Source organism: Micromonospora sp., from assembly GCF_048594385.1.
GTDB classification, from domain to species: Bacteria; Actinomycetota; Actinomycetes; order Mycobacteriales; family Micromonosporaceae; genus Micromonospora; species Micromonospora wenchangensis.
In genome coordinates, this window is the sequence record NZ_JBMDWU010000144.1 from 1 (window position 1) to 22,554 (window position 22,554).

General features: G+C 74.4%; 22 protein-coding genes and 1 pseudogene. 7 read left to right on the plus strand and 16 right to left on the minus strand.

The features are described from left to right. Nucleotides 1–173: 173 nt before the first annotated feature. Nucleotides 174–2,051, minus strand: a complete 1,878-nt coding sequence (gene lepA, locus ACOJTC_RS07025; protein WP_420116231.1) for a translation elongation factor 4 — start codon at nt 2,049–2,051, stop codon at nt 174–176. 125 nt (nt 2,052–2,176) lie between these two features. Further along, complete coding sequence (locus tag ACOJTC_RS07030; RefSeq protein ID WP_377687415.1) at nt 2,177–2,713, minus strand: DUF4240 domain-containing protein; 537 nt, start codon at nt 2,711–2,713, stop codon at nt 2,177–2,179. 91 nt (nt 2,714–2,804) lie between these two features. On the opposite strand from ACOJTC_RS07030, the gene ACOJTC_RS07035 reads away from it, so the two are divergent. After that, a complete protein-coding gene (locus tag ACOJTC_RS07035) occupies nt 2,805–3,848 on the plus strand; it encodes a phosphotransferase family protein (protein WP_420116232.1) in 1,044 nt (347 codons plus the stop codon). A gap of 175 nt (nt 3,849–4,023) precedes the next feature. Continuing rightward, nucleotides 4,024–4,290 carry a 30S ribosomal protein S20 gene (gene rpsT, locus ACOJTC_RS07040; RefSeq protein WP_088644372.1) on the plus strand — a complete coding sequence of 89 codons (267 nt, stop codon included), beginning with the start codon at nt 4,024–4,026 and terminating at the stop codon, nt 4,288–4,290. A gap of 167 nt (nt 4,291–4,457) precedes the next feature. Here rpsT and ACOJTC_RS07045 read toward each other — a convergent pair whose 3' ends face one another. The 9 genes and pseudogenes from ACOJTC_RS07045 to pepN all read right to left on the minus strand — a co-directional run. Beyond that, a complete protein-coding gene (locus ACOJTC_RS07045) occupies nt 4,458–4,889 on the minus strand; it encodes a hypothetical protein (protein ID WP_420116253.1) in 432 nt (143 codons plus the stop codon). A gap of 59 nt (nt 4,890–4,948) precedes the next feature. After that, nucleotides 4,949–5,929, minus strand: a complete 981-nt coding sequence (holA, locus tag ACOJTC_RS07050) for a DNA polymerase III subunit delta (RefSeq protein ID WP_363792151.1) — start codon at nt 5,927–5,929, stop codon at nt 4,949–4,951. Between the two features lie 310 nt (nt 5,930–6,239). Beyond that, the gene (locus ACOJTC_RS07055) at nt 6,240–8,597 is read right to left on the minus strand and encodes a ComEC/Rec2 family competence protein (RefSeq protein ID WP_420116233.1); all 2,358 of its coding nucleotides are present in this window, start codon (nt 8,595–8,597) and stop codon (nt 6,240–6,242) included. Continuing rightward, a complete protein-coding gene (locus ACOJTC_RS07060) occupies nt 8,594–9,310 on the minus strand; it encodes a ComEA family DNA-binding protein (protein ID WP_204926281.1) in 717 nt (238 codons plus the stop codon). The genes ACOJTC_RS07055 and ACOJTC_RS07060 overlap by 4 nt, the downstream gene beginning before the upstream one ends. Before the next feature lie 623 nt (nt 9,311–9,933). Then, complete coding sequence (locus ACOJTC_RS07065) at nt 9,934–10,785, minus strand: DegV family protein (RefSeq protein WP_357932088.1); 852 nt, start codon at nt 10,783–10,785, stop codon at nt 9,934–9,936. A 95-nt stretch (nt 10,786–10,880) separates the two neighbouring features. Further along, entirely contained in the window at nt 10,881–11,510 is a 630-nt protein-coding gene (locus ACOJTC_RS07070) for a histidine phosphatase family protein (protein ID WP_204926279.1), read from the minus strand. Next, a complete protein-coding gene (gene rsfS / locus ACOJTC_RS07075) occupies nt 11,507–11,911 on the minus strand; it encodes a ribosome silencing factor (RefSeq protein ID WP_204926278.1) in 405 nt (134 codons plus the stop codon). The genes ACOJTC_RS07070 and rsfS overlap by 4 nt, the downstream gene beginning before the upstream one ends. A 110-nt stretch (nt 11,912–12,021) precedes the next feature. After that, complete coding sequence (gene nadD, locus ACOJTC_RS07080; RefSeq protein ID WP_204926277.1) at nt 12,022–12,618, minus strand: nicotinate-nucleotide adenylyltransferase; 597 nt, start codon at nt 12,616–12,618, stop codon at nt 12,022–12,024. Nucleotides 12,619–12,678: 60 nt separating this feature from the next. Next, a pseudogene (gene pepN, locus ACOJTC_RS07085) lies at nt 12,679–15,192 on the minus strand (aminopeptidase N); the annotation flags it as partial. Nucleotides 15,193–15,258: 66 nt separating this feature from the next. Here pepN and ACOJTC_RS07090 point away from each other — a divergent pair. After that, nucleotides 15,259–15,477, plus strand: a complete 219-nt coding sequence (locus tag ACOJTC_RS07090) for a DUF397 domain-containing protein (RefSeq protein ID WP_067312494.1) — start codon at nt 15,259–15,261, stop codon at nt 15,475–15,477. 122 nt (nt 15,478–15,599) lie between these two features. Here the strand turns inward: ACOJTC_RS07090 and ACOJTC_RS07095 are convergent, their stop codons facing one another. After that, nucleotides 15,600–15,992 carry a hypothetical protein gene (locus tag ACOJTC_RS07095; protein ID WP_204926275.1) on the minus strand — a complete coding sequence of 131 codons (393 nt, stop codon included), beginning with the start codon at nt 15,990–15,992 and terminating at the stop codon, nt 15,600–15,602. A 204-nt stretch (nt 15,993–16,196) separates the two neighbouring features. Between ACOJTC_RS07095 and ACOJTC_RS07100 the strand changes: the two genes are divergently transcribed. Together ACOJTC_RS07100 and ACOJTC_RS07105 are read left to right on the plus strand one after the other, a co-directional pair. After that, nucleotides 16,197–17,471 carry a cytochrome P450 gene (locus ACOJTC_RS07100; protein WP_420116234.1) on the plus strand — a complete coding sequence of 425 codons (1,275 nt, stop codon included), beginning with the start codon at nt 16,197–16,199 and terminating at the stop codon, nt 17,469–17,471. Beyond that, entirely contained in the window at nt 17,468–18,571 is a 1,104-nt protein-coding gene (locus tag ACOJTC_RS07105; RefSeq protein WP_420116235.1) for a glycosyltransferase, read from the plus strand. The genes ACOJTC_RS07100 and ACOJTC_RS07105 overlap by 4 nt, the downstream gene beginning before the upstream one ends. A 68-nt stretch (nt 18,572–18,639) precedes the next feature. Here the strand turns inward: ACOJTC_RS07105 and ACOJTC_RS07110 are convergent, their stop codons facing one another. The 3 genes from ACOJTC_RS07110 to ACOJTC_RS07120 are packed head-to-tail and all read right to left on the minus strand — an operon-like array spanning nt 18,640 to nt 20,592. Beyond that, a complete protein-coding gene (locus tag ACOJTC_RS07110) occupies nt 18,640–19,290 on the minus strand; it encodes a DUF3618 domain-containing protein (RefSeq protein WP_420116236.1) in 651 nt (216 codons plus the stop codon). Then, nucleotides 19,287–19,751, minus strand: a complete 465-nt coding sequence (locus ACOJTC_RS07115) for a phage holin family protein (RefSeq protein WP_420116237.1) — start codon at nt 19,749–19,751, stop codon at nt 19,287–19,289. The genes ACOJTC_RS07110 and ACOJTC_RS07115 overlap by 4 nt, the downstream gene beginning before the upstream one ends. 31 nt (nt 19,752–19,782) lie before the next feature. Further along, entirely contained in the window at nt 19,783–20,592 is an 810-nt protein-coding gene (locus ACOJTC_RS07120) for a hypothetical protein (RefSeq protein WP_420116238.1), read from the minus strand. Between the two features lie 199 nt (nt 20,593–20,791). On the opposite strand from ACOJTC_RS07120, the gene ACOJTC_RS07125 reads away from it, so the two are divergent. Then, on the plus strand, nt 20,792–21,274 hold the full coding sequence (locus ACOJTC_RS07125; protein WP_420116239.1) for a DUF4383 domain-containing protein: 483 nt from the start codon (nt 20,792–20,794) through the stop codon (nt 21,272–21,274). Nucleotides 21,275–21,374: 100 nt separating this feature from the next. Then, nucleotides 21,375–22,034, plus strand: coding sequence for a DUF6766 family protein (locus ACOJTC_RS07130; protein WP_420116240.1), 660 nt, complete (start codon nt 21,375–21,377; stop codon nt 22,032–22,034). Between the two features lie 51 nt (nt 22,035–22,085). Here ACOJTC_RS07130 and ACOJTC_RS07135 read toward each other — a convergent pair whose 3' ends face one another. Then, entirely contained in the window at nt 22,086–22,535 is a 450-nt protein-coding gene (locus ACOJTC_RS07135) for a GNAT family N-acetyltransferase (RefSeq protein ID WP_420116241.1), read from the minus strand. Nucleotides 22,536–22,554 lie beyond the last annotated feature (19 nt).

Genomic DNA, 22,554 nt, shown 5'->3' on the forward strand with positions numbered 1-22,554 from the left:
CCAGCCCACCGGGCGGCTACGCCGGGGCGGAAAAATTCGTCCTTCCGACACCGGGGCGCGCACCCCGACGGCCGGCGGCCCGGTCGGAACACCGGGGCCGCCGGCCGTCGTGGGTACCGGGACCGGCCGGGCCGCGCGGGGCGCGGCCGACCCGATCGGGCGTGCGCGCCCGGCTACTTCTTGCCGGCCGGCTTGGCGTCGGCGGAGTCCGAGGAGAGCGCGGCGATGAAGGCCTCCTGGGGGACCTCGACCCGGCCCACCATCTTCATCCGCTTCTTGCCCTCCTTCTGCTTCTCCAGCAGCTTGCGCTTACGGCTGATGTCACCGCCGTAGCACTTGGCGAGGACGTCCTTGCGGATGGCACGGATGGTCTCCCGGGCGATCACCCGGCTGCCGATGGCCGCCTGGATCGGCACCTCGAACTGCTGGCGCGGGATCAGGTTGCGCAGCTTCGCAGCGATCGTCGTGCCGTAGTTGTACGCCTTGTCCTTGTGCACGATCGCGCTGAACGCGTCCACCGGCTCGCCGTGCAGCAGGATGTCCACCTTGACCAGGTCGGACGCCTGCTCGCCGGAGGGCTCGTAGTCCAGCGAGGCATACCCCTTGGTACGGCTCTTGAGCTGGTCGAAGAAGTCAAAGATGATCTCGGCGAGCGGGAGGGTGTAGCGCAGTTCCACCCGGTCGGCGGAGAGGTAGTCCATGCCGAGCAGGCTGCCCCGCCGCCCCTGGCACAGCTCCATCACCGCGCCCACGTAGTCGTTCGGGGTGAGCACGGTGGCCCGCACCACCGGCTCGTACACCTCGGCGATCTTGCCGGTGGGGTACTCGCTCGGGTTGGTCACCACGATCTCCTCACCGTCGTCGGTGATGGCCCGGTAGACCACGTTCGGCGCGGTGGAGATCAGGTCGAGGTTGTACTCCCGCTCCAGCCGCTCCCGGATGATCTCCAGATGCAGCAGGCCGAGGAAGCCGCAGCGGAAGCCGAAGCCGAGCGCCCCCGACGTCTCCGGCTCGTAGTCGAGCGCGGCGTCGTTGAGCTTGAGCTTGTCCAGCGCCTCGCGCAGGTTGGGGTAGTCCGAGCCGTCGATCGGATAGAGGCCGGAGTAGACCATCGGCTTCGGGTCCTTGTAACCGCCGAGCGCCTCGGTGGCCGGCCGGGCGTTGATGGTGACGGTGTCACCGACCCGGGACTGGCGGACGTCCTTCACCCCGGTGATCAGGTAGCCCACCTCGCCGACGCCGAGCGCGTCGGCCTTGACCATCTCGGGGGAGATGACGCCGATCTCCAGCAGCTCGTGCACGGCGGCGGTGGACATCATCTTGATCCGGTCCCGGGCGCTGATCCGGCCGTCGATGACCCGGACGTAGGTGACCACGCCCCGGTAGACGTCGTACACCGAGTCGAAGATCATCGCGCGGGCGGGGGCGTCGGCATCGCCGACCGGCGGGACGAACTGCCTGACGATCTCGTCGAGCAGGTACGGCACCCCGTCACCGGTCTTGCCGGAGACCCTGATGCAGTCGGCCGGGTCGCCGCCGATCAGGTGGGCCAGCTCCTCGGCGTACTTTTCGGGCTGGGCGGCCGGCAGGTCGATCTTGTTGAGCACCGGAATGATCTTGAGATCGTTCTCCAGCGCCAGGTAGAGGTTCGCCAGCGTCTGCGCCTCGATGCCCTGGGCCGCGTCGACCAGCAGCAGCGCCCCCTCGCAGGCGGCGAGCGACCGGGACACCTCGTAGGTGAAGTCCACGTGGCCCGGGGTGTCGATCATGTTCAGGACGGCCTGCTCACCGGCCCGCTCGCCCTCGCGGATGGTCCACGGCATCCGGACGGCCTGGCTCTTGATGGTGATGCCGCGTTCGCGCTCGATGTCCATCCGGTCGAGGTACTGCGCGCGCATCTGCCGGGGATCGACCACGCCGGTGAGCTGCAACATCCGGTCGGCCAGGGTCGACTTCCCGTGATCGAGGTGGGCGATGATGCAGAAGTTCCGGATGCGCGCCGGGTCGGTGGCACCAGGAGCGTTCGCGCCGGGATCGAGCGTCGGTGGCACAGCGGTCCGTTCTGGTCGGCTGACGTGAGCGGGCCGACACGCCGCCGGCCCCCTCTATGCTCCCACGTCGCTCCGAACCCGGTCCGATCACTCCTCGGGTACCCGGCGGCGGCCCCACCGGCGGCTCACTCCTCGGGCGGCTCGACGAAGAGGGCGGCGAGCTTCGGCAGCCGGCGTCGGGCCTCCGCCTCGTCGTCGAAGTCCCAGAAGTCGTTCAGGTCCGGCATCCGCACCGGGTCCCGCTGCGCCGGCAGCTCAGCCGCGGTCGCCTTGCGGTACGCGTCCCACGGCACCGCCAGCATGTCCTCGCACTCGAACTCCTCGCCGCTGAGCGCCGCCGACCGCACCCGGGGCAGCCCCGCCAGCGAATCCGGGTCGGTCACCGCGGCGGCGAAGACCGCCCGACCCTGGGTCATCAGCCAGCCCCGGAAATACTCGAACCCGTCGTCGGAGGCACCTCCGTTGATCAGGTACGCCGCACCCCACAGGTCGACCCGGTACGAGGCGGCCAGCACCCGCTGCTGGTGGTGCGCGTACCCGACGATGTCCTCCGGGGTGCGCTCGGCGAGCAGCGCGACCGCCCGCGCGGCGACCGCGTCGGCCTCTCCCCCGGCCCCGGCACGGGCCTGGTCGATCAACTGCCAGAAGTCGTCGGTCCTCATGGCTCGGAGTCTCCCAGACCCGCGCCGGCCCCCGGCCGCACCCGGCCGGGGGCCGGTCGCCGGGCCCGGCCGGACCGGGCACGATGGTGGGGTGTCCGCGACGCCGCCGCCGTACCACCAGACCGCCGTGCGACCCGACTGGCGGGACCTGCCCGACGGCCTGCGGGAGGCCGTCGGCGGCCGGCTCGGCGCGCCGGTGGTCGCGGCCCGGACCGCGACCGCGGGCTTCACCGGCGGCTTCGCCGCCGTGCTCACCACGGCCACCGGCGCGCGGGTCTTCGTCAAGGCCGCCGACCTGGCCCGCCAGCGTCACCTGGCCGACTGGTACGCCCGGGACCTGGCCGTCCTCGCCCGGTTGCCGGCCGACCTGCCGGTGCCCCGCCCGCACTGGGCGCTCGACGCGGCCGGCTGGTACGCGGTCGGCCTGGACGCCGTCGACGGGCGGACACCCCGCCTGCCCTGGGACCCGGCCGAGCTGGACGCCGGGCTCGCCGGGTACGCCGGGGTCGCCGCCGCGCTGGCCGACCCACCCGCCGGGCTGACCGCACTCGGCCTGCCCCGGCTGGCCGACCTGGCCCGCTCCGACATCCTGTGGTGGGAGGAGGTGGCCGCCGGACGGGAGCCGGTGCCCCCGCTGATTTCGCCGGCCCGCGACCGGTTGCCCGAACTCGTCGCGCTGGAGTCCCGCCTGCCCGGGTACGCGGCAGCCGCGCCCGGCCTGGCCCACGGCGACCTGCGGGTGGACAACGTGCTGCTGGACCCCGCCGGCCGGGCCTGGTTCTGCGACTGGAACTGGCTGTGCCACGGCCCCGCGTGGTTCGACCTGGCCGGCCTGTTGATCACCGGGTACGCCGACGGGGCCGGGCTGGACGCCGTCTTCGCCGCCCATCCGGCAGCGGTCGACGCCCCGCCCGACGCCCTGGACGTGACCCTGGCCGCGCTCGCCGGCTACTACCTCACCGCCGCCGGCCCACCGGCGACGGCCGATCCCGCCTCGGGCGTCGGGACGGTCGAGCCGGGCGCCGGGCCGGCCGGCGGGAACCCGGCGGGCACGTCCGCGCTGCTCGGGGCGCACCGGCGGTTCAGCGGGGAGCAGGCGCTCCGCTGGCTCGCCGCCCGGCAGGGCTGGCACTGACACCGACCGGCCCGGACCGGTCGGCCACCGGCGGCGGGCCGGCCCGGTCTCGTGCGGGCAGGGCGTTTTGGCTCGTCCCGGCCGACCTGGTAGCCTGGCTTTTCGCGTGGCGATGGCGCATGCTCGTCGCACGCGGATTGCAGACCAAACCGAGCTATCAAGACGAGGCTGTCGCGTGGCGAACATCAAGTCCCAGATCAAGCGCAACCGGCAGAACGAGAAGCGCCGGCTGCGTAACAAGTCGGTCAAGTCGTCGCTGAAGACCGCCATCCGGAAGTTCCACGAGGCTGCGGAGGCTGGTGACACCGAGAAGGCCACCACCCTGATGCGTGACGCCGCCCGCAAGCTCGACAAGGCCGCCAGCAAGGGCGTCATCCACGCCAACCAGGCGGCCAACCGGAAGTCGGCCATCGCGAAGCGCGTCGACTCGTTCTCGGCCTGACCGAGCGACCCACACCTGACCGAGAGCCCCGGGGCACCACCCCGGGGCTCTCGGCTGTGTTCTTCCCTGGCGACGGTGTGCTGCCATCTCCCTGGCGGTGGTGCGCTGCGACGGCAGCCCGTGCCCCGTCCCGGGTGCGTCGTGGCACGACGACGACCGTGGTCGGGCTAGCCGTGATACCGCCGGGAGCGCAGCGGCGGCCCGGTCGGCCTCCCCGGTACGGGCGCGTCGGTGACCACCGTGCCGGGCAGCGGATAGGGCACCGGGGCCCGCCCGACGACCGGTTCGAGTTCCCGCCGGAACCGGTCGCGCTCCTGCTCCGGCACCAGTGCCGCCGAGTGGACCACCCGCCCGGCGACCTCGTCGTTGAGTTTGACCATGATCGCCACCGCCAGCGGCAGCACCGCCACCGCCCACCAGCTCACCAGCTCGGCCAGGGCGAGGAGCACCGCGAACGCCACCGCCCCCTCGAAGAAGAGGAAACAGAGCACCCCGCCGGGGTTGATGATGCGCAGGCCGAGCAGCCGGGCGTAGAGCGGCCGGTAGCGGTGGTCGTCCGCCGGTACGACCGACCATCCGGGTCCGCCGCGCCCCGCCACCGGGCGGGGAGGGCCGGTCACCCGCCCACCGTGCCCCGCCACCGGGTGGGAGGGGCCGGTCACCGGGCGCTGCCCCGCCGGGCGGCGGCGACCGAGAAGACCGCCTTCTCCAGTGCGTATCCCCGGTCGTCGGCGCCGCCCTTGACCGCCGCGTTGCACTCGGCCGCCGCCCGCATCGCCTCGACCAGGCCCTCCGGGGTCCAACCCCGGGCCCGCTGCTGGGCATTCTTGATCTTCCAGGCCGGCATGCCGAGGGTGCTCGCCAGCTGGTAGGGGTCGCCCCGCCCGGCGGCGGCGACCCGGGCCACCGTGCGGACCCCGTCGGCGAGGGCGTCGGCGATCGGGACCGGATCGACCCCGACGTGCAGGGCCCAACGCAACGCCTCCAGGGCGGCCGGCACGTCGCCGATCATGGTGGCGTCGGCGACGGTGAAGCCGCTCACCTCGACCCGACCCCGGTAGTAGCGGGCCACCATGTCCGCGCCGATCCGCCCGTCGGTGTCGGCGAGCAGTTGCGAGCAGGCGGCGGCCAACTCCCGCAGGTCGGTGCCGACGGCGGCGATCAGCGCCTCGGCCGCGTCGTCGGTGCACCTGCCCCCGCCCCGGCGGATCTCGTCGCGGACGAACGCCACCCGCTCGCGGTGCCCCTTGAGCTTCGCGGCCGGGACGACCGTGGCACCGGCGGCCCGCAGCCCGTCGGCGAACGCCTTGCCCTTGCCGCCGCCCAGGTGCAGGGCCACCAGTTGGACGTCCGGGTCGGGATTGCGGGCGTAGTCGAGCAGCGCGGTGACCAGGTCCTTTCGGGCGTCCTGGGCGGAGCGGAGCACCAGCACCCGCCGGCCACCGAACAACGAGGGGCTGAGCATCTCGGCGATCTCGCCCACGGCCAACACCCCGGCCTGGTACTCCCGGACGTCGACCTGCGGGTCGACGCTGCGGGCTTTCGCCACGGCTTCGGTCACCGCGCGCGTGGCGAGCAGCTCCTCGTCGCCGAGGACGAGCAGAATAGGAGCAAGGTCGACGCCGGTCACGTCGCTCATCTTGGCACGGCTGGGCGGAGGATCGCGCCTGCTCATCGACGGCTGCGACGGCCCACCCCGCACTCAGCGCAAATATAGACATTTACCTCGATTGCCAGCTAGTGCACGCAATATCCCTTCCAGTCCGGATTTTCTCTCGCCTCTGCCCCCTCGGGTGCCGGCTCGACAGGCCCCACCGCCGGGTCACCGCGACGTCTGTCCACCCGGTTCCACCGGGACGCCGGTCCGGCGGATCACCGGCGACCCGCCGGGTCATCGGGCGACCCGGAAGGTCATCGACGATCCGGCAGGTCATCGGCGGCCCGGCAGGTCATCGGCGGCCCGGCGGCAGTCCCCGGTTGACCACCGCGAGCCGGCCGGAACGCACCACCACCGCCACGTCCCCGTCGGTGTCGGTCCGCAACACCCGCACACCGGAGCGGGCGAGCCGGTCGAGGATCACCGGGCTCGGATGCCCGTAGTCGTTGTCGATGCCCACCGGCACCAGCGCCACCGCCGGCCGGACCGCGTCGAGGAAGGCCGGGTCCTGGTAGGCGCTGCCGTGGTGGGCCACCTTGAGCACCTCGGCCCGCAACGCGTGCGGCGGCACCCGGTCCAGCAGTGCCCGTTGCTCCTCGGTCTCCGCGTCCCCGGGCAGCACGACGCGTACGCCGGCCACCGTGGCCCGTAGCACCAGCGAGTTGTTGTTCGGGTCGGACCGGGTGGCCCGCAGCGGGTAGGGCGGCCCGAGAACGACCACCTCCACCCCCGGCGACCGGTACGACCAGCCGGCCGCCGGCACCACCTGACGCGCCGGCCCGACGGCGGCCGCCACCAGTTCCCGCCCCGCCGCCGGCTCGGTCAGGGTCGGGGTGAGCACCGTGGCCACCCGCCGCCCCCGGGTCACCCCGGCCACGCCACCGACGTGGTCGGCGTGGAAGTGGCTCACCACCAGCAGGGAGACCTCGCGCACCCCGAGCCGCCGCAGGCAACCGTCCACCGCCGACGGCTCCGGACCGGCGTCCACCACCACCGCCCGGCCGGCCGCCACCGGCAGCACGACGGCGTCCCCCTGACCGACCGCACACGCCACCACCACCCAACCGTCCGGCGGCCATCCGCTCGCCACCAGCCGGACCGGCAGGGTGCCCAGCACCACCGCCGCCGCGCCGACCGCCACCAGTCGGCGCACCAGCGGCCGGCGGACGGCCAGCAGCAGCCCCAGGGTCAGCCCGGCCAGCAGCAACGCGCCCGGCAGCCCGCCCGGCCAGGGCAGGGTGCCGGCGGGCAGCCGGGCCCCCACCCGGGCGACGGTGACCAGCCACCAGGCCGGCCAGCTCGCCAGCCAGGCGGCGAACTCCGCCCCGGCCGGCCACGCCGGCGAGATCACCGCCGCCGTCACCCCCAGCACCGTGGCCGGGGCGATCGCCGGCACCACGAGCAGGTTGGCCGGCACCGCCACCAGGCTCACCGTGCCGGAGATGCCGGCCACCACCGGCCCGCAGGCGAGCTGGGCCGCCGCCGGGACGGCGAGGGCCTCCGCCAACCCGGCAGGTACGCCCCGCCGTCGCAGCCCGTCGCGCCAGCCCGGGGCGAGCAGCAGCAACCCGCCGGTCGCCAGGACCGACAGCGCGAAGCCGGCGTCCCCGGCCAGGTCCGGGTCGACGAGCACCAGCACGGTCACCGCCGCGGCCAACGCCGGCAGTGTGGCCCGGGGCCGCCCGACCGCCAACGCGGCCAGCCCGATCGCCCCCATGGTGGCCGCCCGTACCACGCTGGGCGAGGGACGGACCAGGACGACGAAACCGATCAGGGCGAGCCCGCAGAGGACCGCCGCCAGCCGGGGGCCGGCGCGGGCCCACCGGGCCGCCAGCAGCACCGCGCCGACCACGATCGCCACGTTCGACCCGGAGACCGCGTTGAGGTGGGTCATCCCGGTGGCCCGGAAGTCCTCCTCCACGGTGGCCGGCAACCGGCTGGTGTCCCCGACGACCAGGCCGGGCAGCAGACCACCCTGTTCGGACGGAAGCGGGGCGCAGGCCCGGTGCAGACCGGCCCGCAGGGTGCCGGCGGCGCGTTGGAGCCACGGCGGTGGCCCGTCCCGGACCGGTGGGCCGGACACGGTCAGTACGGCGGCGGTGAGGTCGCCGCCCCGGGGCGCGGCGAGCCTGCCCTCGACGGTCAGCCGCTGCCCCGGCAGCAGACCCCGCCAGGCCGGATCGGTGGCGAGCACGAGCAGGCGTACCGGGAGCCGGAGGCGGTGGCCCTGCGGATCGGTGATGGTGCTCGACTGCGCGGTGACGAGCAGGGTCGCCGGACGGCCGGGCGCCCCGCGTACCGGCCGGGGATCGTCGCGGAGTACCAGGTCGACGGTGACCCGGGCCCGGTCGTCGACCAGTGGGCGCAGTGGTGCGGCGTCGCGCACGTGCAGCCGGGCCGCGGTGGCGGTGCCGCCGCAGACCACGCCGAGCAGCACGGCGACGGCGATCCAGCCGTACCGGCGGACCGGGGCGACCGGGGTGCCCAGCACCGCGAGCAGGTGCGCGGTGAGCAGGGCGGCGAGGACGGCGGCACCCACGGCGAGCAGGACCGCCGTACGGGTGGTGAGGTGCAGGCAGGCCAGCGCCGCCAACCAGGCCGCCACCGCCAGCCCGGCCAGCCGCAGGTCGGGTGCCCGGTCGGCGGTCACACCGTCACCAGGTCCTTGAGCTGTTCGTACCGGGCGTCGCCGATGCCGTCGACCTGGCGCAGGTCGCCCACGCTGCGGAAGCCGCCGTGCTGGTCGCGGTGGGTGAGGATGCGTTGGGCGAGCACCGGGCCGACCCCGGGCAACGCGTCGAGCTGGGCCACCGTGGCGGTGTTCAGGTTGACCCGGCCACCCGGCACCGCCCCGCCGGGTGCCGCCGCCGGCCCGGCCGGGGCCGCACCGGAGCCTGCCGCGTCGGGTGGGGCGGTGACGCCGACCAGGATCAGCTCCCCGTCGGCCACCTTCCGGGCCGGGTTGAGCAGTGCCACGTCGGTGCCGGGCAGCGCCCCGCCGGCCGCCTCGACCGCGTCGGCGACCCGCGCCCCGGCCGGTACCCGGACCAGACCGGGGCGGCGGACCCGGCCGGCCACCGCCACCACCAGCTCGCCGGTCGGCGCGACGGCCGCGCCGGACGCGGGCCCGCCGGAGGACTCCGGCCCGGCCAGGGTCGTCGCCGGGCGCACCGGTTCCGGCTGCGGGCGGGACCGCCAGGCCCAGAATCCCGCGCCGAGCACCACGGCCACCGCCACGACCGCCAGTGCCCGGACCCCGCGCCGGCCGGGATCGAAGACACCGGGACCGGGCAACCGGGCGGCCGGTGCCAGGTCGTCACCGTCGGCGGGATGCCGGTGGTCCGGGTCCCCGGGGCGGAACACGGCCGGATCGTCCCCCGCACGACGACGTGCACCGGCGTCACGAAGGCCCTCGTCGTGGCGGCGTGCACCGGCGTCACGAGGGCCGTCGTCGTGGCGACGTGGACCGGCGTCGGAAGAGTCGTCGTCATACCGGCGTGGAGCGGCGTCGGAAGGGCCGTCGTCATGCGGCCCGGGACCGCGTGGAGCACCGTCGAGGTAGTCGCCGAGGTCGAGGGAGCCGGCGTCGCGGAAACCGGCGTCGGTGGCCGGCCGGGGACGGCGGCGGGCCGATGTCCCGGCCGTGCCCGCCTCCGGCGGGGACGTCCCGGCCGTGTCCGCCTCCGGCGGCGACGCCCCACCCGCACCCGGTATGCGCGACGCCGCCGGCCGGTACGGGCGGGGTGGCGGCTGCGGCGGGTCCGCCGCCCGTGCCACCGCCGACACCCCTGCGGTCAGCCGGTACAGCCGTCCCCGCACCCTGGTTTCCTCGTCCTCCGACACGGCGCGAGGTTAGGCCGGTGGGCGGCACCCGTTCCGGCCGGCGGAGGTCGGCTGTGGACGGCGACGGCGGCTGTGGACAACCGCCTGATCATGGCCGGATCTGCTATGCGGACCCCGACCGACGGGCACGGCGGCCGACCCGTTCAGGCCTGCCGGCGGTGGATCACGACACCGGCCAGGCCCGGCCCGGCGTGGGCGGCGACCACCGCACCGGCCTCGGAGACGTACGTGTCGTGCAGGCGGTCGCCGAGCCGGGCGGTGAGCGCCTCGACGAGGTGCTCGGCACGGTGCGGGGCGGCGAGGTGGTGCACCCCGAGGTCCACCTCGGCGTCGGCGGCGGCCTCGACCGCCAGGTCGATCAGGCGGGCCATCCCCCGGCTGGCGGTACGCACCTTGTCGCGCACCACGATCGCGCCGTCCGGCATGTGCATGATCGGCTTGACCGACAGGGCGGTGCCGAGCAGCGCCTCAGCCGCGTTGATCCGGCCACCCCGGCGCAGGAACTCCAGCGTGTCGACGTAGAAGAAGATGGTGGTGCGGTCGACGGCGGCCAGCGCCGCCGCGCGTACCCCGGGCAGGTCGACGCCCGCCTCGGCGGCGCCGGCGGCGGCCAGCGCCGGGAAGCCCAGCCCCATGCCGGTGGACCGGCTGTCGACCACCTCGACGCGGTCGCCGACCTCGGCGGCGGCGAGCCGGGCCGCCTCGACCGTGCCGGACAGCTCGGCCGACAGGTGCACCGACAGCACGCCGTCCGCGCCGTCGGCCAGCAGCCGCCGGTACGTGGCGGCGAACTGCGCCGGTGACGGCCGGGACGTGCTCACCGAGACCCGCCGGCCGCCGAGGGCCCGGGTGGCGTCGGCAGGGTGGGTCTCCACCCCCTCCAGCCCCTCCGCGCCGTTGAGTACGACGGTCAGCGGCACCACGGTCAACCGGTGCGCCCGCACCGGCCCGGGTGGAAGGTAGGCGGTGGAGTCGGTGACGACCGCGACGGACATGCCCGGCACGCTAGCCGATGCCGGGACCGCCCGCCCCGGCCGGCCGGCACGGACCTCCCGGACCGGTCGACCCGGGGCGGTGCGGACCGGTCGGTTCAGACCGGCTCGGCCGGTGGCGGCGGGGTGAGCGGGCCGACGTTGTGCGCGCGCAGGTGCCAGCCCCGCAGGTCGTTGTGGCGTAGTTCGGTCCAGTGGCAGTTGGCCAGCGAGCCGATGCTGCGCAGCACGGTGTGGTCCCAGCCGAGGAGCTGACCGACGCCCTGCCGGGCGGCGCCACCGTGGGTGGCGACCACGACGGTGCCCCCGTCGGCCAGCTCGACGGCGGCGAGCAACGCCTCGCCGACCCGCTTGCCGAGGTCGTCGAGGGGTTCGATGCCCGCTCCCGGGTCCGGGTCGCCGGCCCGCCACCGGGCGTGCTCGGTGGGGAACCGGGCGGCGGCGTCGGTGAGGGCGAGGCCCTGCCACTGGCCGAAGTGCCGTTCCCGCAGCCGGGCGTCGGGGCGTACCGGCTGGCCGGTGAGCCGGGTGAGCGTGGCGGCGGTGTCGGCGGCGCGGCTCAGGTCGGAGGCGACGACGACGGCCGGGCGCAGCGCCGCGAGCAGCGGGGCGGCGGCGCTGGCCTGCTCCCGGCCGAGGTCGTTGAGGGGTACGTCGATCTGCCCCTGCACCCGACCGGCGGCGTTCCAGTCGGTGTTGCCGTGCCGCCAGATGATCAGGCGGGTCATTCGGCGGCGGCACCCGCGGCGTCGGCCTCGACCAGGTCGCGGTCGACGAACGGGAGCTGGGGGCAGTCCTTCCAGAGCCGGTCGAGGGCGTAGAACTCGCGTTCCTCGGTGTGCTGGACGTGGACCACGATGTCGACGTAGTCGAGCAGCACCCAGCGGCCACCCCGCTCACCCTCGCGGCGAATCGGCTTGGCCTTCTCGGGCAGCTCCAGCAGACGCTCCTCGACGGCGTCGACGATGGCCATCACCTGACGCTCGTTGGGCGCCGAGGCCACCAGGAACGCGTCGGTGATGGCGAGCTGGTCACCCACGTCGATGATGACGATGTCCTGCGCCTTCTTGTCGGCCGCGGCCTGGGCGGCGGCCATCGCCAGCTCGTGAGCGCGTTCGGAAACTGTCACCGTTCTCCTTCGATCAACAGTGCGACCCGTCAAGCGTCTCACACCCGGCGCGGAGACGACTTGTCAGTTCTGGCCGCTTACCGGGACGAAGTACCTGTAACCGGGCGTAATCACCGCTGGTAGAGCCGTCGTTTCGCGATGTACTGCACCACACCGTCGGGCACCAGGTACCAGACCGGTTCCCCCCGGCCGACCCGCTCCCGGCAGTCGGTCGAGGAGATCGCCATCGCGGGCACCTGCACCAGGCTGACGGTGTCGGCCGGCAGGTGCTTGTCGGTCAGCTCGAACCCGGGCCGGGTCACCCCGATGAAATGGGCCAGCGCGAAGATCTCGTCCAGATCCTTCCAGGACAGGATCCGCTCCAGCGCGTCGGCGCCGGTGATGAAGTGCAGTTGCGCCTTCGGGCCGTACTCGTGGTGCAGGTCCCGCAGGGTGTCGACGGTGTAGGTGGGGCCGCCGCGGTCGATGTCGACCCGGCTGACCTGGAACCGGGGGTTGGAGGCGGTGGCGATCACCGTCATCAGGTAGCGGTCCTCGGCCGGGCTGACCGGGGTGTCCGCCTTCTGCCACGGCTGCCCCGTCGGCACGAAGACCACCTCGTCCAGGGCGAACCGGTCGGCCACCTCGCTGGCCGCCACCAGGTGACCGTGATGGATCGGGTCGAAGGTGCCGCCCATGATGCCGATCCGTCGGATGTCGTCCTCCACCCCATGATCGTAGGCCGCCCCGCGCCGGGCCCGCCCGGGCCCGGCGCGGACCGACCCGCCGGCGGCGGCCGCCGCGACCGCCGTCCGGGCGACCAGGGCCCGACGCAGGTCGTCGGCGGCGTCGACGACGCTGCGGCGCAACCCCGGGGTCAGGTCGTCCCGGATGAGCAGGGTCGCGGCCGAATCCAGCGTGGGCTGCGCCACGGCGTAGCGGGGGAAGGCCAGCCGGGCGACCCGTTCGGCCACCCACGGGGTACGCCGCCGCGCCGCCGCCGGCATCTCGGTGAAGTACCGGTCGACGTACGTACCGGTCAGCTCCGCCTGGTCCGGCTGCCAGAACCCCTCGGCCGCCGCCTCGACGAGCCGGTTGGAGCGGGTGGTGTCCCGGGTGACGATCTCCCAGGCGGCCTCCTTCGCGGCCACCTCCGGCAGGGCCGCCCGGCACCGGGCCGCCCGTTCCGCACCGGTGGCGCTGCGGTCGGTCGCCGCCTCGGCCGCGATCTCGGTCTCGCCTGCCGCGCCCAGCACCACCAGCCGGTGCAGCAGCGCCCAGCGCAGCTCGGCGTCGACGGCCAGCCCGTCGGGCACGCCCCGGCCGACCAGCCAACCGGCGAGCAGGTCGGCGTCGGCGGTGGCGGAGAGCAGCCCCCGCACGGCGGCCAGTTGCAGCGACCCGCCGGCCGGGGCGGTGGCGAGCAGCGTGGCGCAGGCGTCGGCCGTACGCAGCAGCGCGGCGTCCCGGGCGAGCGGGTCGAGATAGCGGTCGACCAGGTTGCGGCTGCGGACGAGCACACTCTCCGCGACGGCCACCTCGGTCTCCGTGGGCAGGGCCGCCGTCAGCAGCGCCACCACCGCCGACACCGGCCGCTCACCGTCGGTGGCGGCGTCCAGCGTCTCCTCCCACAGCAGCGCACGGGCCAGCGGGTCGGTGAGCGTGGGCAGCACCGTGGCGACCGCGTCCACCGACGCCGGATCGAGCCGGATCTTGGCGAAGGTGAGGTCACCGTCGTTGGGCAGGAGCAGCCCGGCGGCCCGGCCGGTCAGCGCGGGAAGCGCGGTGCGTCCGTCGTCGGCGGCCGGGTCGAGATCGACCTCGACCCGTTCCACCGCGCCGTCGCAGGCGTACCGGCCGACCGCGATGCGGTGTGGGCGCAGCACCGGGTGCTCCGACGGCGCGGTCTGCACCACCGCCACCGAGGACCACCGGCCGTCGGCGTCCACCGAGGTCTCCGTCCGCAGCGTGTTGACCTGCGGTTGACGCAGCCAGCGGTCGGCCCAGTCGGTGAGGTCCCGCCCGCTGGCGGCGCTGAGGCTGGCCAGCAGGTCGGCCAGGGTGGCGTTGCCGAACCGGTGAGCGGCGAAGTGCTGGTTGAGCCCGGCCAGGAAGGCGTCGTCGCCGAGCCAGGCGACGAGCTGGCGGAGCACGCTGGCGCCCTTGGCGTACGAGATGCCGTCGAAGTTGAGCAGGGCCTGGGCGGCGTCGGCGACCTCCTCCGGGGCGACCGGATGGGTGGACGGGCGCTGGTCGGCGGCGTACCCCCACGCCTTGCGGCGGATCGCGAAGGTCGTCCAGGCCCGGTCGAACCGGGTCGCCTCGGCGGTGACCCGGGTGCCCAGGTACTCGGCGAAGGACTCGTTCAGCCACAGGTCGTCCCACCAGCGCATCGTGACCAGGTCACCGAACCACATGTGGGCCATCTCGTGGGCGATGGTGGTGGCCCGCTGCTCCCGCTCGCTGTCGGTGACCGCCGAGCGGAACACGTCGTCGTCGCGGATGGTGACCAGGCCCGGGTTCTCCATCGCCCCGGCGTTGAACTCCGGCACGAACGCCTGGTCGTACTTGACGAACGGGTACGGCTCGGCGAAGAGCTGGTGGAACCGGTCCAGGCACTGCTTGGTGACGGTGAGGATCTCGTCGAGGTCGGCATCGAGGTGCGCGGCCAACGACTGCCGGCAGTAGACGCCCAGCGGGATGTCGCCGTGGCTGTCCCGCCGTACGTGCCAGGGGCCGGCGATCAGCGTGACGAAGTAGCTGGCCAGTGGCGCGGTGGGGGCGAACTCCCAGCGTCCCGGGGCCGGGTTGGCGGCGAGCGGGCCGTTGGCGGCGACCGTCCACTGCGGCGGAGCGGTCACGGCGAGGGTCACCGGGGCCTTGAGGTCGGGCTGGTCGAAGGCGGCGAAGATGCGTGGCGCCTCGTCCAGGAAGGACATCGCGTAGAGGTACGTCGCGCCGTCGGCCGGGTCGACGAAGCGGTGCATCCCCTCGCCGGTGTTGGTGTAGGCCATCTCGGCGGTGACCGTGAGGGTGTTCTCCGCCGCCAGCCCGGTGAGCGGGAACCGGCCGTCGGCGAGGGCCGCCGGGTCGAGCTTCCGGTCGTTGAGCCGGACCGCCTCCAGGACTGCGGGTTTGACCTCGACGAACGTCTCGGCGTCGGGGGTGGCGGCGCGGAACCGGATGGTGGTCGTCGAGCGGAAACGCTCGTCGCCACCGGTGAGATCGAGGTCCACCTGATAGGACTCGACATCGATCAGTGCGCGACGCGCGGTCGCCTCTACACGGGTCAGGCTCGGCATCCGCTTATCCTGCCCGACGGGGAGCCGGCCGGGCTCCCCGATACGCGCGGCAATGGAGGATCAACAATGGGTCAGCACCCCAAGGGCGACTTCGACCTGTCCCGGGCGGTCTGGCAGCGAGCCGAGGGCGACACCTCCGACAGCGCGGTCGAGGTGGCCTTCGTGGACGACCTGATCGGGATGCGCAACTCGGCCGAGCCGGACGGCCCGGTGCTGGTGTTCACCCAGGCCGAGTGGGACGCGTTCGTCGCCGGTGCCCAGGACGGCGAGTTCGACCTGGACTGACCGCCGGGCGGCGACCCCCGGGCGGTACGCGGCGACCCGCCCCACGCCCGGGGGCACCGGCCCGTCGGGCGACCGCCGCCCCGCCCCGACGCGGGCCGGCGCGGCGGTGCCCGGACGGCGGCTCACCCGTCCCCCTCGCCCCAGCCCAGCCCGCCCGGCCCCGGGGCATGGTGGAACCCGGGGTGGCCGGCGACGTCGGCGCAGCGGTCGCCGTCCGGGCCGACGGCGGAACAGAACAGCCGCTCCGCGTCCCGCCAGGCATCGGCCGGGGACAGCGCGACCGAGGCCAGCACCAGCTCCGGGCGGAGCAGGCTCAGCGCCTCCGCGTACGCCACCGCCAGCTCCCGGGCGTGCTCCGGCCCGTCGGCGGTGAACCCGAGGTGCACGGTGAACCGCCGGGACGGCCGGCGCGGCCGGGCGAGCAGCGGCCGCCCCGGCGGGTGGTCCCCGCCGGCCCGGCCGAGCACGTCGACCACCTGTCGCTGACGCCAGTACGGCGGCGTGTTCTCCCGCATCCGGTCCTCCCCGTCGTCGAACGCCCCACGGCCGCCCGTGGTGGCCCGGTGTCGAGCCAACCAGGTTCACGGCGGCCCGGGAGGGGCCAGCGGGCACCCGGTCACCGTCCGGCGGCACGGCGGGATTCAGGGCCCCGAACCGGGGTAGACGACCCGCGGCCGACCAGCCGGGTCCGCCGACCGTCACCGCGTCAGGAGAGCCCGATGGCCACCACACCGGCCGACCGCAGCCCGGAGAGCACGCTGGCGTTCTTTCGCGAGGGCTACCGGTTCATCAGCAACAGGTGTGAGCGCTACGACACGGACATCTTCACCGCCCGGTTTCTCCTGGAGCCGACGATCTTCCTGCGGGGGCGGGCCGCGGCGGAACTGTTCTACGACCCGGAGCGCTTCCGGCGTGCCGGTGCGGCACCCAAGCGGGGCCAGCGGACGCTGACCGGGCAGGGTGGGGTGCAGGGGTTGGACGGTCCGGCCCACACCGACCGCAAGGCCATGTTCATGTCGATCATGACGCCCTCGGCGGTCGAGCGGATCGGCCGGCTCTTCGCCGACGAGTGGCGGATCCGGCTGGCGGCCTGGGGTGGCGGCGGTCCCGTGGTGCTCCGCGACGAGGTGGGCCCGATGCTGCTGCGGGCGGTCTGCGCCTGGGCGGGCGTACCCCTGCCGGAGAGCGAGGTCCGCCGGCGCAACGCCCAGATGCAGGCCATGATCGACGGACCGGCCGCGCTCGGCCCCCGGCACTGGCGCGGGTTGCGCGGTCGCCTGCGGGCCGAACGCTGGATCGCCGACCTGGTGGAACGGGTACGGGTCGGCACCGTTGCCGCGCCCGAGGGCAGCGCGCTCGCGGTGATCGCCGAGCACCGCGACGCCGAGGGGCGGCTGCTCCCCCGCCGGGTCGCCGCCGTGGAACTGATCAACGTGCTGCGTCCCACCGTCGCCGTCGACCGGTACGTCCTGTTCGCCGCCCTGGCCCTGCACGACCATCCGGACTGGCGGGACCGGGTGCGCGCCGGTGACGAGCCGACCGAGTGGTTCGTCCAGGAGGTCCGCCGCTACTACCCGTTCTTCCCGGTCGCCTTCGCCCGGGTGCGGCACCCCTTCGAGTGGCAGGGGCACCACTTCCCGAAGGACCGCCGGGTGCTGCTCGACCTGTACGGCACCAACCACCACCCCGGGATCTGGTCCGAGCCGGAGCGGTTCCGCCCGGAGCGGTTCGCCGGCTGGCGGGACGACCCGTACGGTTTCGTGCCGCAGGGCGGGGGCAGCCACCTGGCCGGCCACCGCTGCGCCGGGGAGTGGATCACCATCGAGCTGATGAAGCAGGCGGTCGGCCTGCTCACCGGGGCGATGGACTACCGGCTCCCGCCGCAGGACCTCGCCCTGGACCTGGCCAAGGTGCCGACCCTGCCGCCCAGCGGCCTGGTGCTCGCCGACGTCCGCAGCATGCCGGCCGCCCGGCGGCACGGGGCTCGCGGGTGAGCGCCCCCGCCGGGTCGGCGCGTCCGGCCCCGGTCGGGTCCCGCCCGGCCGCCGCGCCGGGCGGCCCGCCACGCCCGCCCCGGCTCCCCGTCGAGTACGTCCTGCCCCTGCACCGGACCGACGACGACGACCTGGCCGAGCTGACCGGCTACCTGCGCACCCTGTGCCGGCTGGTCGAGGTGACCGTGGTCGACGGCTCGCCGCCGCCGGTGTTCGCCCGGCACGCCGCCCACTGGCACGGCCTGCTGCGGCACCTGCCCCCCGATCCGGCGGTGCACGGGCTCAACGGCAAGGTCCGCGGGGTGCTGACCGGGGTGGCGGCGGCCCGGCACGAGCACGTGGTGATCGCCGACGACGACGTCCGGTACACCGAGGCGGAGCTGCGGGTGGTGCACCGGCTGCTGGACACCGTCGACCTGGTCCGCCCGCAGAACTACTTCGACCCGCTGCCCTGGCACGCCTGGTGGGACACCGGCCGGACCCTGCTCAACCGGGCGTTCGGCGTCGACTGGCCGGGCACCCTGGCGGTGCGGCGCAGCACCTTCCGGGCGATGGGCGGCTACGACCCGGACGTGCTCTTCGAGAACCTGGAACTGGTCCGCACGGTGCGCGCGTACGGCGGCACCGAGGCCAGCCCCGCCTGGCTCTACGTCCGCCGGCTGCCGCCGACCGCGGCGCACTTCCGGGGCCAGCGGGTCCGCCAGGCGTACGACGACCTGGCCCGACCGGCGCGGTTGCTGGTGGCGCTGGCGGTGCTGCCTGCGGTGGTGGCCGCGTCGGTGGCCCGCCGACCGGGGCTGCTGGCCGTCGGGGCGGCCGGTGCGGTGGCGCTGGCGGAGATCGGCCGGCGGCGGGCCGGCGGAACGGCGGTGTTCCCCCCGGGCACCGCCCTGGCCGCGCCGTTCTGGCTGCTCGAACGCGGGCTCTGCGGCTGGCTCGCGGTGGCCCGTCGGGTCGGCCGTGGCGGGGTGCGCTACGCCGGTCGGCGGGTGCGCCGCCCGGCCCACTCGGTGCGGACGCTACGGCGCCGGATGGCCCCGGTGGAGCCGGGCGAGCTGACCCGGTGGGTCCGGGCCGACCCGGCCGCCCGGGGCCGCTGACCGTTGGCGCCCCGCGGCCCCCCACCGGCGGATGCCGGGGGTGGCCGCGGGCCGGTGCCGGTGCTGCTTCAGTGGCGTACCTGTTCGCGGGACTGCTGTGCGGAGTCCTTCACCTCCTGGGCGGCCGACCGGGTGTCGTCCCGGACGGCGTGCACGGCCTCCTCGGCGGTGCCGCGCAGCGACTCGGTGGCCTGCCGGGCCGGCTCGCGCAGCTCCTCCGTGAGTTCGCCGGCCACCGCGCCCAGCTTCTCCTTGACGGCTCCGCCGTGCTCGCCGGCCTTCTCCCTGACCTGCGCGGCCAGTTCCTGCTCACGCCGGCTGGCCGGGATCAGCGAGGAGACCAGCATGCCGACCCCGAAGGCGATCAGGCCGGCGGCGATCGGGTTGCCCTCGGACTTCTGCCGGATCACCTGCGGGGCCCGGTGGGCGGCGTCGCCGACGGTCGAGGCCGCCGCGTGGGCGCCGTCGCCGACGGCGGAGGCCGCCGCGGAGGCGCGGTCGCCGACGGAGTGCGCGGCGTGGCTGGTGCCGTGGCCCAGGTCGGAAGCGGTACCCATCACCCTGTCCCTCACATTCTGGAACGCGTTGCGCGCCCGTTGCTTGCGGTCGTCGACGATGCGGCCGGGGCTGACCTTGTACGCCAGCGCGTCCACGTCGGTGCTGAGGCTGTTGCGGGTGGCCTCGATCTCCCGGCGGATCTGGTCGGGATCGGTGCTCATCGGGTGACTCCCTCCGGGTGCGGCTTCAGCGCGTCGGGGATGCGCTGCACGCTGTCATTGGTCTGCCTGAGGCCCCGCACGTGTGCGGCGTTCTTCTTGGCCATCGAGTAGAGGACGGCGGCGATGCCCGCCCAGACGACGGCGACGATCAGGCCCGCCCACCCGGCGTCCAGCACGTTGGACAGCCCGGCCCAGAGCGCGATGGAGAGGAAGAGGGCGACCATGTAGCCGCCGAAGCCGGCTCCGCCGTACAACCCGGCGGCCTTGCCGGCCTTCTTGCCCTCCTGGCGGATCTCGGCCTTGGCCAGCTCCACCTCCTGGCGCATCAGGGTGGACAGGTCGGTGGTGACCGACCGCATCAGGTCGCCCAGTGAGCTGTTCCTGACCTCGTCCGCGGAGTGCGGCGCACCCGCGGGGTGGTATCCGGAGTCCAGTCCGGACCCCTGCGTCGGCACGGTCATGCCGTCGCCTCCCTTCGGCTGGTCGCGCGGCTCACGGACGGGTCACGCCGCTGGCCGGCACGCCGGGCAGCGGGTCGGTCTGGGTCACCGGCGGCAGGGGCTGGCCGATGCCGCCGGCCGGGTCGGCGTAGCCGGTGCCGGTGCCGTCGTCGGGGTAACCGGTGCGGCCGGTCGCGCCGTCGGGTCGGGCCGTGCCCTGGGCCGGGTATCCCGGGTCGGGCTCGGCGTAGGTGCCGGGCGTCGGGTCGAGGTAGCCGACCGGCGGGGTCGGCGGGGCCTGGGTCGGGATGACGGCGGTCTGCTCCGGGTCGTAGCCGCCCGTCGCGCCGTGCCGGTCGGGGCCGCTGTCGGCGGTGAGGCCCTTGGCGAGCCGGCCGGCGAGCACACCGAGCACCGCCGCGCCGATCAGGAACGTGCCGGGATTACGGCGGGCGTACGTCTTGACCTCGTTGAACAGGTCACCCGGCTCGCGCTCCTCCAGCCAGCCGGCCACTCCGTGGACCCGGTCGGCGGCCTGGTGGGCGAGTTCGGTGACCGGGCCGCCCTGCCCGCCGTTCTGCGCCATCGAGCGCATCTCCTCGGCCAGCGACCGCAGTCCACCGGCCGCCTTGCGCTGCTGCTCGCCGCCCTGGGCGGTGAGCTGGTCACGGGCCTCACCGTAGAGGTTGCGCACCTGGCGGCGGGCCTCGCCGACCACCTCGTGGCCCTGTTCACGGGCGGTCTGGGCGACCGCCCCGCCGGCGTGGGCGGCGTCCGTGCCGACCTGGCGGGCCTGCTCCCGGACGCCGGTGCCGTTGCTCTGCTGTCCGTATGACGTGGTGGACGAAAGATCGTGCGTCATGATGGTCCTTCGGCTCGGATACTCGTCGCGGTGGTTGCGGGGGGATGTGCCGATCTCGTCGGCCGGTGCTTTTCGACCTACCCCCGCTTTGCGGGTCCATGCACAATTCGCGTTTTCCCCGCCGAAAGTCGCCGGTCGGCCCAGAATGTGAGGATCGTCCGACTGTGCCGCGCAGTTGGCTCCCGTGGAGGTGACAGCGATGGCTCACGCCGTACGACGGCCCGCCCCGGCCGCCCCGAAGCCCCGGGTGCAGACGGTCGCCGCCGCCGTCGCGGCCGTCTTCCTGCTGCTCGGCGTCCTCGGCTTCGTCCCCGGCGTCACCACCGGCTACGACGAGCTGGCCTTCGCCGGCCACCACTCCGGGGCGAAGCTGCTCGGGGTGTTCCAGGTGTCGGTCCTGCACAACCTGCTGCACCTGATCTTCGGGTTGGTCGGCCTGGTGCTGGCCCGCCGGCTCGGTGGCGCCCGGCTCTACCTCACCGTCGGCGGGGCGGTCTACCTGGCGCTCTGGCTGTACGGCTTCGCCGTCTCCCGGGACGCCCCGGCCAACATCGTCCCGGTCAACGGCGCGGACAGCTGGCTGCACCTGGGACTCGGCCTCGGCATGCTCGCCGTCGGCCTGCTGCTGTCCAACGACGCCGGCACCGGTGGCCGGCTGGACGTCCCCCTCGACCGGGGCTGACCCCCGTCACCCGAGCGGGTGGTTCCCGATCCCGGCGCGCCACGGCGGCGTTTGCCCGCCGCACACCCGGGGCACGGGATCGACGGACGAGGAGGTCGTCATGGCGCGCTGGCTACGGAACAACGCCCTGAGCCTGGCCATGCTGGGCGCGTTCGCCGTGTTCCTGGTGCTGCAGAGCGTCACCGGTTGGCAGACCCACAACGAGGAGCTGACCGGGTACGGCGCACCCACGCTGAGCTGGTGGGCCTATCTCGGCAGCGGGCACTTCGTCGAGTCCGTCTTCGAGAACTGGGAGTCGGAGTTCCTCCAGATGGGCGGCTACGTCCTGCTCACCGCGTACCTGGTGCAGAAGGGGTCGGCCGAGTCGAAGACCGACGACACCACCGACCGGGCCGCCGACGACGAACGGGAGGCCGGGCCGGACGCGCCGTGGCCGGTGCGGGCCGGCGGGTTCCCGCTCGCCGTGTACCGGCACAGCCTCCCGCTGGTCCTGCTGCTGATCTTCGCCGGGTCCTTCGTCGGGCACCTGTTCGGCGGGGTGGCCGCCTACAACGAGGAGCAGGCGCTGCAGAGCGGCACGGCCCCGATCAGCGCCTGGCAGTTCCTGCACACCAGCGACTTCTGGTTCCAGTCGATGCAGAACTGGCAGAGCGAGTTCCTCGCCGTCGGGGCGTTGATCCTGCTGAGCATCGTGCTGCGCCAGGCGTCGTCGCCGGAGTCGAAGCCGGTGGCCGCCGCCCACGCCCAGACCGGTGCGTGACCGGCCCGCCGGCCGGTACAGGCAGGCACCCGGCCGGCCCGCCGGCTCAGGTCAGGCCGCCACCGGCAGCCGCTTGGCGAAACACACGCTGTACGGGTTGTGCACGTACTCGCCGTAGACCGGGATCGGCTGGTAGCCGCAGGAGGTGTAGAGGCCGATCGCGGCCGGCAGGTAACTGCCCGTCTCCAGGCAGAGCACCGAGTGGCCCTGCTGGAACGCGATCTCCTCCAGTGCGCTGAGCAACTGCCGGGCGATGCCCCGCCCCCGGTACGCCGGCCGCACGTACATCCGCTTCAGCTCGCCGGTCCCGGCGTCGAGGGACTGCAGGCCACCGCAGGCGACCACCCGGCCGCCGTCGACCACCACCAGGTAGCGGACGTCGTCGTGCACCACGGTGGCCTGCCCGTCCAGCCCGCCGTCGGCCTCGCGCAGCTCCCGCTGCTGGGCGGCGACCAGCGCGTCGACCTCCGGGTCGGTGGCGGGACGGGACTCGATCAGCATCAGCCCACGGTAGGACGGG

Coding starts and splice junctions, on each gene's coding strand:
- ACOJTC_RS07110 (WP_420116236.1), bottom strand. CDS start 19,290: ATGAGCACCGATCCCGACCAGATCCGCCGGGAGATCGAGGCCACCCGC.
- ACOJTC_RS07125 (WP_420116239.1), top strand. CDS start 20,792: ATGGCTCACGCCGTACGACGGCCCGCCCCGGCCGCCCCGAAGCCCCGG.
- ACOJTC_RS07115 (WP_420116237.1), bottom strand. CDS start 19,751: ATGACCGTGCCGACGCAGGGGTCCGGACTGGACTCCGGATACCACCCC.
- ACOJTC_RS07070 (WP_204926279.1), bottom strand. CDS start 11,510: ATGACCCGCCTGATCATCTGGCGGCACGGCAACACCGACTGGAACGCC.
- ACOJTC_RS07030 (WP_377687415.1), bottom strand. CDS start 2,713: ATGAGGACCGACGACTTCTGGCAGTTGATCGACCAGGCCCGTGCCGGG.
- ACOJTC_RS07095 (WP_204926275.1), bottom strand. CDS start 15,992: ATGCGGGAGAACACGCCGCCGTACTGGCGTCAGCGACAGGTGGTCGAC.
- ACOJTC_RS07130 (WP_420116240.1), top strand. CDS start 21,375: ATGGCGCGCTGGCTACGGAACAACGCCCTGAGCCTGGCCATGCTGGGC.
- holA (WP_363792151.1), bottom strand. CDS start 5,929: ATGAGCGACGTGACCGGCGTCGACCTTGCTCCTATTCTGCTCGTCCTC.
- ACOJTC_RS07065 (WP_357932088.1), bottom strand. CDS start 10,785: ATGTCCGTCGCGGTCGTCACCGACTCCACCGCCTACCTTCCACCCGGG.
- ACOJTC_RS07100 (WP_420116234.1), top strand. CDS start 16,197: ATGGCCACCACACCGGCCGACCGCAGCCCGGAGAGCACGCTGGCGTTC.
- ACOJTC_RS07120 (WP_420116238.1), bottom strand. CDS start 20,592: ATGACGCACGATCTTTCGTCCACCACGTCATACGGACAGCAGAGCAAC.
- ACOJTC_RS07090 (WP_067312494.1), top strand. CDS start 15,259: ATGGGTCAGCACCCCAAGGGCGACTTCGACCTGTCCCGGGCGGTCTGG.
- ACOJTC_RS07135 (WP_420116241.1), bottom strand. CDS start 22,535: ATGCTGATCGAGTCCCGTCCCGCCACCGACCCGGAGGTCGACGCGCTG.